The organism is Aliterella sp. E5.1 (assembly GCF_057473825.1).
The window spans coordinates 1-11,571 of sequence record NZ_JBYCCV010000024.1; the positions used below are offsets into that span (position 1 = coordinate 1).

At 43.9% G+C, this 11,571-nt stretch carries 9 protein-coding genes and 3 pseudogenes; 5 read left to right on the top strand and 7 right to left on the bottom strand.

All coding sequences use genetic code 11. The features are described from left to right. A partial coding sequence (locus AC2VE5_RS10705; protein WP_486887738.1) for a helix-turn-helix domain-containing protein occupies nt 1–299 on the bottom strand: 299 nt, incomplete at its 3' end. 94 nt (nt 300–393) lie between these two features. Between AC2VE5_RS10705 and AC2VE5_RS10710 the strand changes: the two genes are divergently transcribed. Further along, the gene (locus tag AC2VE5_RS10710) at nt 394–627 is read left to right on the top strand and encodes a hypothetical protein (RefSeq protein WP_486887739.1); all 234 of its coding nucleotides are present in this window, start codon (nt 394–396) and stop codon (nt 625–627) included. A gap of 222 nt (nt 628–849) precedes the next feature. Here AC2VE5_RS10710 and AC2VE5_RS10715 read toward each other — a convergent pair whose 3' ends face one another. From AC2VE5_RS10715 to AC2VE5_RS10725, 3 genes and pseudogenes are all read right to left on the bottom strand, one after another. Then, a complete protein-coding gene (locus AC2VE5_RS10715; RefSeq protein WP_486887740.1) occupies nt 850–972 on the bottom strand; it encodes a hypothetical protein in 123 nt (40 codons plus the stop codon). Nucleotides 973–1,199: 227 nt separating this feature from the next. Continuing rightward, nucleotides 1,200–3,077: pseudogene (locus AC2VE5_RS10720) on the bottom strand (reverse transcriptase/maturase family protein). 501 nt (nt 3,078–3,578) lie between these two features. Continuing rightward, nucleotides 3,579–4,159: pseudogene (locus AC2VE5_RS10725) on the bottom strand (reverse transcriptase N-terminal domain-containing protein); the annotation flags it as partial. Nucleotides 4,160–4,739: 580 nt separating this feature from the next. Between AC2VE5_RS10725 and AC2VE5_RS10730 the strand changes: the two are divergent. The 3 genes and pseudogenes from AC2VE5_RS10730 to msrB form a co-directional block, all read left to right on the top strand. After that, nucleotides 4,740–4,967: pseudogene (locus AC2VE5_RS10730) on the top strand (transposase); the annotation flags it as partial. A gap of 931 nt (nt 4,968–5,898) precedes the next feature. Beyond that, nucleotides 5,899–6,771 (top strand): lysophospholipid acyltransferase family protein, encoded by an 873-nt coding sequence (locus AC2VE5_RS10735; protein ID WP_486887741.1) that lies wholly within the window; start codon nt 5,899–5,901, stop codon nt 6,769–6,771. A gap of 45 nt (nt 6,772–6,816) precedes the next feature. Beyond that, the gene (gene msrB / locus AC2VE5_RS10740; protein WP_486887742.1) at nt 6,817–7,233 is read left to right on the top strand and encodes a peptide-methionine (R)-S-oxide reductase MsrB; all 417 of its coding nucleotides are present in this window, start codon (nt 6,817–6,819) and stop codon (nt 7,231–7,233) included. 92 nt (nt 7,234–7,325) lie between these two features. Here msrB and AC2VE5_RS10745 read toward each other — a convergent pair whose 3' ends face one another. Then, nucleotides 7,326–8,330, bottom strand: coding sequence for an alpha/beta hydrolase (locus AC2VE5_RS10745; protein WP_486887743.1), 1,005 nt, complete (start codon nt 8,328–8,330; stop codon nt 7,326–7,328). Nucleotides 8,331–8,443: 113 nt separating this feature from the next. On the opposite strand from AC2VE5_RS10745, the gene AC2VE5_RS10750 reads away from it, so the two are divergent. Further along, entirely contained in the window at nt 8,444–9,784 is a 1,341-nt protein-coding gene (locus AC2VE5_RS10750) for a MurT ligase domain-containing protein (RefSeq protein ID WP_486887744.1), read from the top strand. A 42-nt stretch (nt 9,785–9,826) separates the two neighbouring features. Here AC2VE5_RS10750 and AC2VE5_RS10755 read toward each other — a convergent pair whose 3' ends face one another. Both AC2VE5_RS10755 and AC2VE5_RS10760 read right to left on the bottom strand, forming a co-directional pair. Continuing rightward, nucleotides 9,827–10,729, bottom strand: coding sequence for a S1 RNA-binding domain-containing protein (locus AC2VE5_RS10755; protein WP_486887745.1), 903 nt, complete (start codon nt 10,727–10,729; stop codon nt 9,827–9,829). Nucleotides 10,730–10,798: 69 nt separating this feature from the next. Beyond that, nucleotides 10,799–11,548, bottom strand: a complete 750-nt coding sequence (locus tag AC2VE5_RS10760) for a dienelactone hydrolase family protein (RefSeq protein WP_486887746.1) — start codon at nt 11,546–11,548, stop codon at nt 10,799–10,801. Nucleotides 11,549–11,571 lie beyond the last annotated feature (23 nt).

The window sequence follows — 11,571 nt, forward strand, 5'->3', positions numbered from 1 at the left end:
GAATCTATCAGTTGCTTTTCCGAGTCCCAACTTAAATAGCAGTTCCGCCTACCCCCTTTCCCTGGACTGGATAATCCGATTTCTCCGGTGCGATTATATTGCTGAATTACTTTTCTGACAAAACCTTGGGATACCCCCAGATGTAAGGCAATCTCTGCGGAGGTTCTGGGGGCGGCTAGTGCATTGTATATCACCAGCCATTTTTGTTTGTCCCAATGGGATGACGCTAACTTTACTCTCTGCTTGACTGTCTCTAGGTCTAGATGAGGACAGGCTTGGGTTACTTGACTCCTATACATTTATCTTTGCCAAAGTTTTCTTTATTTAATACTCTACTACCTCTGACCACAACTTAGTATTAGTCCTCTCTAATTCCCGGACGTTCCTTTTACAATGACTGCGGTTCTTCGCCATGTACCAGCCCTTCGCTGGCTCGGACTACTACAACCGCTCTGCCACGCTATCGTCACTTCAGTTGCAGTTAACCCAGTCTTTTTCAGACCGACAATAACGCTTCCTACGTTCACATCGTGGTACGTGGTGCGTTTGACCGTAGGCTCCCTCTTTACGCCCGTAGGACACAAACCTAGTGTCCGCGACATCAGCCGTTGGCTTATACCCCTATAGCCATAGCGGTTCGGTCGAATCAAAGACCGTTTCGCCAGTTGCGTAGAATGGCTGGCTACCTGATGTCTCGCACCATCCCTGTTGTTTAACAGTGCGCTCAAGGTGTGGACGCTTTAAACAAGGGTTTCTTGCGTAGCCATAGTCAAACTCAGGCTTGGAGTCTTGCGCTGTAACAGGGTGTCAGCGTTTTGCCCCTTGTTCTCCGGGCGAAAGGGCGGGTTCTCACTCATTGTCCGCCGCCTGCCGGATTAGCCTTGGCGCTTTGGGGGAAACGCCATCCCATTCGTTAGTTCTTACCTCCTTTTGAGAATTACCACGATGCGCTTCGTAGCGCACCGCCCCCACCCTGCGGCGTTCCTTGTTCGGGAAATCCTGGGTTAACTCCTGATTTAAGACAGCGAAAAATTCCTGTCTTAATGCCTAGAGGGGCAATGAGTTTATCGATAATGGTTGTGTGGTTTATCCTATCGAAGTAGGGTAGGCGGCTGACGAGTTACCATTGCTGGCACTTTTCCAATCGCCCCCCTCCAAACCGTGCTTACGAGTTTCCAGGTACACGGCTCTCCAGTCTCCTATTTCGTAACTCGGCGTTTCATTTCTCGACCTGCATGAATTGAATCATGGCAGTATTTGCAAACCATCAAAGTTTTCCGCTTCCGTGCAGACATAATCTGTATCCAAAGTGGTTTTTCTTTACTACTTTTATCCTTTAAGTCTTTGAGGGCGCGAATGTGGTGAACTTCGATGTTCTCCGTCGCTCCGCAGACTTCGCATTCATCCGCCAGAAGTCGTTTTACCAACTCATTTCGGCGTGGATAATTGCGAGATTTGGGTAGGTCTTGAATGGTTGCTTTGAGGTTGCGTTTGAGTTGTAATACTAAGTTGCGCTCCGACATAGCAGCAGGGTTCCTGGGGTATAGCCACTTTTCCTGAATTAAGGATGATTTTTTAGAACGCAACTTGGTATAAGCCACCAAATTGGGCGATGAGAGGCTTCTTGCCTGTTCTTGCGACTGTGACTTCAACGCCATTTTCTCAGACCGTGTGGAAACCTGACTGTTTTCTTGTACTTTTTGCCGATTATTGCCACACTGGTTTTGTGTTTGTAAGCCAGTGTTTTCATAAGCGACATCCCCATTGTTTGCTTGACTCTCGTCAAGCCAAGCGATGTTTTGGGCAAGACTATAGTAATGGACGTATCCTCGATATTCTGCCTGATAAAGATTGACAATCGTTAAATCGTCATCGTTCAACAGTTCGGCACGATGGATGGGTTTTCCATTTGCCATATATCTGCGTTTTTCTTCCACAAATTTTGCAGGAATTCGTAGTCCAATAATTCCATTCAGCGAGCGTCGCCCGTGGGTGTGCTTGCTGTCGGATTGTTGAACTACAATTTCATAACCCAGGAATTTTGCTGCCTGAGTTTTAGCGTGAGTAATCAGCGTCTTTTCCTCAGAAAGTTCGAGTTTTAGTGTTTCTAAAAACTTCCTCAGTTTTTCTCTGATTTCTTTAGCTTCTGCGATAGGGCCTGCAAAGCCAAGTAGAAAGTCATCTGCGTAGCGCAGATAAGACAATCGTCTGTAGTTCGAGTCGTTGACATCTTTAGAGGGCATCTTCTGGTATTGAAGTTCCAGCTTTCGCGCTCGTTCTATCTGCCCCGTTTTCCGATAGTACCAAGCCAATTTCACGAGTTTTGTATACTCAGGATTCTCGGCTCTTCTTTGACCTGGCGTGTATTCTGGAATGAGTGTTTGCTCGACAAATTTATCCAATTTATCAAGGTAGAGATTCGCTAAAATTGGCGATACAATTGCTCCTTGTGGTGTTCCATTTAGCGAGGGTTTGTATTTCCATTCTTCGCAATATCCAGCCTTGAGTAGAAGTTCAATCAGTCTGAGAAAGCGGTTATCTACGATCTTTTCACGGAGAATTGACATCAAGATATGATGGTCTATATTGTCAAAACAACCGCGAATGTCACCTTCGATAAACCACTTCGTTCCTTGCCAAGTGCGGTCTATAGTTGTTAATGCAGTATGGCAGCCGCGCTTGGGTCTGAAACCATGACTGCGATCCGAAAATTGAGGTTTGTAGTATGCTTCGAGCATGAGCCGTACTACTTCTTGTACCAATTTGTCTGTCCAGGTTGGCATTCCGAGCGGTCGAGTTTTGCCATTCTTTTTAGGAATTTGGACTCGCCGAACGGGTGTCCAGCGAAAGCGTTCATATCGCATTTGCTCAATGATGCTCTCGATTTTCTGAAGAGACATTCCGTCCACAGTTTCCTCAGTCACTCCTCGCGTCGTCGCACCTGCATTTCTGTAGATGCGGCTGTATGCGAGAAGATACAGATTGGGATTCAATAGTTGCCGATAGACATCATCCAGAGGCAACCCCTGAAAGCCTCTAGCACGAATAACATTGAGAACCGTTTCGGCTGTTCGCATCTTGCGTACCTCTTGGTTTCTTATGTTGAGGAATACCTGTTCCCCTTCGCCATGTAGACGGCTCTCCCGTCTTCGGACTACTATGGGAACTCCGTCACCATAGGACTCGCGTCCCTTAGGCAATCTTGTGCTGCATCAATCCGGTACGTTCTAGCGTGATTTAGGTGCCCCACTCATTCATTGGGCTATCTCGTTGATAGCTGACATCATCTAAAGGAGTTGCATTGTCCAAATGCTTAGAACATTGCATAGATGATTATTCCTATTAGACGTTGTAGGAATAGACAATCGCCTATGTCGTCAGAATTAGGGTTCAGGTAGTTTAACTTTCCCCATGTCACGCAAGTTTTGCGGAGCAATAGTTTTAACGCCTTCTCTCTATTCCCCGCTTTACCAACATGCTTTTGTCCCCTTTGCCTTTCGGCGCAAGGTAAGTTGGTTGACTTAGAGATCACCTCCTTAATCTCTCCCAACTGAGTTCGGGATACCGTATTGACCGTCACGGCGCACGCATTTTTCGATATCTAGTTCAATGACTCGCTTATCTATTCCATTGACTTTAGAGTTTAGGTTGTCGAACAGATACTTCTGGGCATTGTGTGCCGAGCGTCCTGTCCTAAAACCGTAGCTCCTGGCGTGGAAGGTTGCGACGCGCAGGTGGGTTCTAAGGCGTATTTTGTTAGACATTGCCAAGCTCTATCCGCCATAGTGGGAACTTTCAGCAAACGCATTGTTCCGTCCTTTTTGGGGATGGGAATTTCGCGTAGCTTGTGATGTTTCCATGTGTTAACGTTATCCTTAAGAAAGTCGCTTAAGGTAAAGCGTTCCTGATAATTGAGGGACGCTTTGCCGTCAATTGCCGCCGTTTTCTTACCAGCATTTAACTGAGTTACTTGGCGAATTGCCAATAATCTAGCCGCCTTGGACTTCAGAATGAGTTTTTGAAGGGACATTGCTTTGCGCTTGTCTCCAACTGAAACTGCTTTATACACCCGTCTTTGCAAGCGAAATAACTCCTTCTGAAATTTCTTCCAAGGTAGATTTTTCCAAAGTTCACTAGCGCTGTCGCTGTGTCTAACCATGCTCTGCTCCGAAAGATGTATTCTTTGAACCTTGACCCAATTACGGGTCATCCTACCCAGTCTGCGGGATTCCGCTTCACGCACAACGCCTACTGGGGTTACATCCCACTGTTTTTATTCGTTCCTCAAGGTGATTGTTCGTTCCCTTAGATGGATTCAATTCATCCGCCAGAACCCCATACTCGTGCCGCTAGAGGAAGCACAAGGCGGCGGGATACTAATCTCTGGCCTAGTCAGGCTTTCCAGGTGTTACCTGTTTTACGCCCTGCTAGTTGCTAGGATGCTTTTTTAGAGTCTGTTTCATCATAAGAACCCCCTGTTAGCGCCAGTGTCAACCCGTAATAGTTGTCTGATTGCGCCCTGTTCCCAGCTTCAGCCTGCAAGAATCGAGCTTGCTCACTGTGGGCAGATAAGGAGTCACGTCTGAGTTTGACGGCTAGGGCTTTCACCTACATCAGCCTTGAAGTTCAGCACAAGATGTGGGAGTCTTGGCTGGAGTGCTTATGTACGGGCTGTTTGCCGTGATTGAGCACTCAACGAATCGCACACCCCCTGCAACTGCAACTTGTTCCAGATGTAGTTAGAGCAGTGTCTTCTTCATCAATTGCAAAGGGGAGAGGTCATCGTCATTGACAATGCAAGTTTCCACCACTCCCAGACAATTGATGAAATTGTGGCAGAGGCTGGATGTGAATTATCATATCTTCCCCCTTATTCTCCAGACCTAAACAAGATACAGCATTGGTGGTTTGTCCTCAAAAACTGGATGCGGCAGCGGTGGCACAAATTTGATAGCTTTCATGATTAGATCTCTTGCAAAAGTCAGTGTAGGATCGGGAAGAAGTTGCTGAGTAAGCATAAAAGTATAGGCAGTCTTCTAATAAAGAAAGCAATGGGGCAATAATCGCCCTTGCACAACAGCAGTTGAGCTGAATGTAGAATATGGCATTGAGAATTTTTTGGATAGCAACGTTACCAGGGCGATTGCCTAGTTTGGTAGTGGGAACTAGGGATTTAAACAATGTCTACTCAGACTCCCTCAGATTTGTAGCATAAGGTTTTTGCTTCCTACTTCCACACTAACTAATCAGTCAAATTTGATACTTTTTAGTCTGCTTTTCACTACTTAGATTTAAAAGATTTATTTGGTTGTTGTGAGAGGTTTTTAGCTACAAGCAAGTGAGTGTATACCCAAGGTGGGCTAATTGAACTACTCTAATCCAATTATTCAGCTAACTTCAACCCTAATAGCTACTTACCTCCTAAGCCATCATGTCTTTTAGGGTCTTTCTTTTGCTTTTTAGAATCTTCAGACTGTGCTTTTGGCTTTTTAGTCTCTTTATTGCCTTTCTTCTCTTTAGACATCACGATTCCCCAATAGAGGTTTCCTTCATCTTGGCACGAACTTTCATTTATCGGGGGATAAAGCTATGTACCGCCCCAACTTGCAATTAAAACAATTCCATCGAATTTGTGGCTCCGAAACATTGCTGCTGAGGCAAATAAACCAAATAGCCAGCCGCCGTTAATTGGTCAACCATGCTCTGATTAAATACTATCTGTATCTAAGTAAACAGTAGAGCCGCTAAATAAATCCATGAAGTCATCACCAAGTTCCAAAGTTAGTACATTTAGGAACTGCGATCGCGCAATTTTTATTGCATGATGGGAAACTTAAATATAAGTATTTTTATCGTCAGATAAAATTTTAGAGGAGTTTGGACTCATTGTTTACTTATTTGGATGCGAATCGTGTTAATCGCTCTAATCCCAACCAAGCTAATCGTTTCGATGGTTGGTCTTTAGAGGGGCGAGATCCGGCGGTAATTGAATCGCTTTTACCCCTGGGTGAATGGCTGTACCGTCACTATTTTAAAGTCACAACCGATGGCTGGCATCACTTGCCAACTGATGGCAGTATGCTGATTGTGGGTTCCCATAACGGCGGTTTACTCGCTCCAGATACGCTGATGTTTATGGTGGACTGGTTTCGCCTATTTGGCACCCACCGCCCCGTATACGGGCTAATGCACCCGAATGTGTGGATGCTGCCTACATATGCCCAGTTAACTGTCAAGCTTGGGGCAGTTATGGCTCATCCAAAAATGGCAAGCGCGGCGCTGAGGCAAGGAGCGGCGGTATTGGTTTATCCTGGAGGACCGCAAGATTTGTGGCGGCTGCATAAAGAGCGCGATCGCATTCACTTTGCTGGGCGCAAAGGATTTATTAAGTTAGCGCTGCGAGAGAGAGTTCCCATTATCCCGGCAATTTCTAACGGCGCTCACGATACTTTGATTATTTTAGCTGACTATTACAAAGAACTTCGCCAACTCCACGATTGGGGTATGCCATGGTTATTTGGCTTCGATCCGATGGTATTTCCGATTTATTTGGGACTGCCTTGGGGACTAGCAATTGGACCATTACCCAATATTCCCCTCCCTGTACCAATTCATACGCGGATTTGCGCGCCGATTGAGTTTGAGCGTTATGGTCGGGCGGCGGCTCAAGACCGCGATTATGTCGATGCTTGCTATAAAAAAGTTTGTAGGCAGATGCAATGGGAGCTAGATATGCTGGTTGCAGATAAAAGCATGATTGAGAAACAATAAAATAAGAATAGAAGAAACAGCTAATCACATTGGAAGTTAAATACTATGACCGTTGACAATAGTAAGTTTGAAATAACTAAGCCAGAAACAGAATGGGAAAAAAGTCTAACCCCAGAACAATTTAAAGTGTTGCGCAAACATGGCACGGAACGCGCTCATACCAGCGAACTCGACAAGCAATATAGTAGCGGTACTTATGCTTGCGCTGGCTGTGGCTTGCCACTATTTGCCTCAGAAACCAAGTTTAATAGCGGTACGGGCTGGCCAAGCTTTTTTGCACCGATTGAGGGAGCGGTTGGTACAACGGTAGATAAAGCGTTATTTATGACCCGGACAGAAGTTCATTGCGCTCGTTGTGGCGGACATTTGGGTCATGTATTTAATGATGGACCAAAACCTACAGGCGATCGCTATTGTATGAATGGAGTTTCACTTAAATTTGTGCCTGCCCCACAAACCTAAAAATTGAGATTTTTAGTCAAATTATCAATCTAGCTAAAGACCAATAGAAGAAGAATCCTGCTTCTTAAGGGGAGCTAGGGGGTATCGACACCTCATCTTAAATGCTTATTTACAAAAGCTTCCGCGCAATCCATCATTTGATCAAAAACTGGATTGCGCTTTTCTAAAACCTCGCCATTAACTTCAATATCTTCCTCTAATACAATACTTGGGTGAGCGACATTCAAACTTTTTTCAATACGGAAAAGCTTTGTTTTTTCCACTGAATTGGGATGATTTTTAATTAGTAATTCAATTTCTTTTATCCCTGCGGCGATATCTGCCTCAGAATGAGCCGCAAAAACAGGTTGGATAATATCGCTGTATCTATCTCGCTCTTTATACAAGTCCTCAATCTGTTTGATTAAATCTGCTAATTGACCCGCACCATTTAAAGTCATTTCTACATAACGGTAAGGATTATCGCCAATTGCCCAAATATTTTCAGAGCGCCTTTGTAAATTTGGAGGAACTGTAATTTTTTTATGCTCTTTTTTACTGTGATCGTCTTTTTTGAAAGCCTCTTTAAGTAAATCGATTACATCTTTATTTCTGTTAACTTGAATAAATGAAGCAACTTTTAAAAAAGCATCAAACCTTAAAACAGTTTCAATAGGATCGTGAATATCTAACGCGCCAGCAAATAAAAATAATGCTCCGTTTATACGTTGCCGATCTGTAATAGCTTGATAAGTAGCAAGAGTTCCTCCCGCAGACAAACCACCGATAGAAATTTGCTTGCCTAAATTTGTAGCACAACCAACAGCAAAACTTACCTCATCTTGCCACTGTGAAAAGGTTACTGTATCTATTTGGCTATCGGGAATTTTTAAACCATGTCCAGGTAGCAAAGGTAATAAAACATTAAAACCCATAGCATAAAACCTGTTGGCGATCGCTTTCATAAAATAAGGTGAATCGGTTAAACCATGGATCAAAACGATCGCATTGTTCCTCGGCTCCCCATGATACATAATTTCGGGATAATTCCCGGCTCGAATCGCACCACTATCAACTAAGCCTTGATAATGATTGTGCCAAAATTGCAATGCTTGCATAAATTAAATTAGTGCCTATGTGCAATAAAATAACATCTTGACAAGGCGTAAGTTTGGCGAGACTAGAAACTTACGGTATATATGAGTGCAAGCCAAAAGTAAGGGTGTAAGTAGTGGGTAAAAAAATTAAACTGGTAGATAAACTAAAACTAGGGCTTGCAGTATCGATCGCTAAAACTGTAACCTTCGGGGTGCGATTCCTACGCTTGGGTGCAGCTAGTGTGTTACCAGGGGAAATCTCGCGGCGTATTCAACCCAACCTCTTGCAGCTACTCAGTTGTCAGGTAAAACAAGGCGTAATTTTAGTTGCGGGTACAAACGGCAAAACTACCACATCTTTGCTGCTAAAAACGATGTTGGAAAGCCAAGGATGGCAAGTAGCGCACAATAGCGCCGGAGCAAACTTAGAAAATGGCTTAATGACGGCGCTGTTAGAAAATACCAACTTAGTCGGCACATTAAACGCAGACTTCGCAATTTTGGAAGTAGATGAAAACATTTTGCGCCGAGTATTGCAACCAATCCAACCACGCCTAATTATGTGCTTAAATTTATTTCGCGATCAGCTAGATCGTTACGGAGAAGTCGATACAATTAGCAAAAGATGGGGAGAGGCGATCGCCCTATTGCCTACCCAAACCGTAGTAATTGCCAATGCAGACGATCCTACCCTTGCTTCTATGGGGCAACAATTGCCGCAGAAAGTGCGGTATTTTGGCTTAAACGAACCAAAGCAGTATTTAGACGAAATCCCCCACGCTGTAGACTCTATTTACTGCCCCAAATGCGGACATTTACTAGATTACGCGGGAGTTTATCTGTCTCACTTGGGCGATTATCAATGTCCTAGTTGCAACTTTACCAAACCCAAATTAGATATCGACAGCGCTTACTGGCAGCAAATCCTAATTGGTGTATATAACAAATACAATACCGTCGCGGCTGTCCTCGCCGCCCAAGAATTAGGAGTAGATGAGGTAATTATCCGCGATCGCATTACTAACTTTCAAGCTGCCTTTGGACGGGCGGAGGTGCTAGAAATAGAAGGTAAATGCGTACTAATTCTCTTATCAAAAAATCCCGTCGGCATGAATGAAACAATCCGCGCCGTCAATCAAGCTGGGGGAAAAACTAAGCTATTGGTATTGAACGATCGCACTCCCGATGGCACAGATGTATCGTGGATTTGGGATGTAGATACCGAAAAATTAGTCGAACAAGGCGGTACTTTGGTAATTAGCGGCGATCGCGTTTATGATATGGCGCTGCGCCTGCGCTACAGTCAGCCAGAAATTGACAACGGCAATGTAGAGTTAATTATTGAAGAAGACTTGAAAAGCGCGATCGCGATCGCCTTAGAGCGCACTCCTGCTAATGAAACTCTGCACGTGTTACCTACCTATTCCGCCATGTTAGAAGTACGAGAAGTATTGACTGGGCGCAAAATTCTTTAACACCCAGACAAGTAGGCTGTAAAACTTTTAGAATTTTTAACCTTATTCAGCTACAGGTTTTTTGGCTTTACTTGCTCTTTCTTCAGCATTTGCCATGACTTCATCCATTTTTTCTACCATCTCGCCGGGGTAACTTTCTAATACTCTAGTAGATAAAGAAATGCGCCCTTTACTTTCATCTAAATCGATAATTACTGCTTTAATTATTTGTCCTGGTTGAAACAATGGTGACAAAGATTCAATAAATTTTTGGCTAATTTGCTTGATATGCAATAAACCGCTTACACCTTCCAAATCGACAAACAAGCCAAAGGGTTTGATACCAGTAACTTTCCCTTCTACCAATTGACCGATCTCTAATTGGCTAAAACTAGCAGAACGAGTAGCCAAACGATTGGAAAGGACAAGTTTATTATTGTCAAGATCGACCTCTAGAAAACTAGCACTTAAAGTTTGACCCTTTAAGCTATCTAAGTCCTCCCGTTCTAGAAGATGCGATCGCGGAATAAACCCCCTTACTCCCTGCACGTCCACAGTCACGCCGCCCTTATTTACACCTGTTACTCGCACTTGCAAAGTTTGGCTATTTTCTTGCATTTGTGCCAAACGTTCCCAAATTTGCTGAACTTCTAGCTGGCGGCGAGACACGGTAACTTGACCGTCTGCGTCTTGCTCTTTAATAATTACAAACTCTAATTCTTCTTGTAATGGCAACATTTCACTTAAATCTGTTACCGGACGTAAGGAAACTTCCTCAGTAGGAATAAAAGCCGCCGACTTACCACCAATATCTACATAAGCACCATTATTTTCGTATTGAAACACCTTACCTTTGACGGCTTGCCCTTTTTGAAACTGGAAATCGTGTTGTTCGAGTGCTTTGGCAAAATCATCCATTGAAAAGGCTGATTCGGTGGCTGGAGTAGATTTTGATTTAGAGTTCATAACATTAGCTAGTGGGGCGTAAAGGCAGAAAATTAGATTTTTTTGCCGATCTTAATTTAACCGCAAAAATTAGTTAGGCAAATGCTGTTGAAACAACTCTTTGACCTGCTGCCAAGCATCCGCCGCAGCTACTTCATTATAACTAGCCCGTGCGTCGCAGAAAAAACCATGTTCCGCGCCATCATAACGAAATATACGATGAGCTACACCCGCTTTTTGCAGTTCTGCCTCAATAGCATCTACTTGTTCGATAGGAATACTCGCGTCCTCCATGCCAAAAAAAACGTATAAAATACCTTTAATTTCAGACGTACGAGTAACAGTAGCTGCGCCACCTCCAGGAGTTTCTGTAGCGATACCAGCACCATAGAATGAGGCTGTAGCTTTGATATCGGTTAGAGTAGCTGCAAGATAAGCAACGTGACCGCCAAAACAAAAACCAATGCAGCCAAAACCAGCATCTTTTTTGACTTGGGGTCGATCTTTGAGATAATTGATTGTTGCTTGAATATCGCTTAAAAGTTCTGAGGCTTTAGTTTGCCTTTTGTAGTTTCTGCCTGTGAGAATATCTTGGGGCGTATAACAACTTGCTTCAAAACCGGGAGCGATGCGTTGAAAAATTGCTGGAGCAATAGCTACATAACCAAGTCGAGCAATTCGTTCTGTTACGTCTTGGATGTGAGCATTGACACCAAAAATCTCTTGGACTACTACAATTCCAGGGTAAAAAACTTCGCCGCTCGGATGAGCCATATAAGCAAAAATATTTAAGTCGTCATTCGGAATATTGACAATAGAAGTAACAATTTCTTGTGCCATAAAGGTTTCCCCAGTCGTACAAT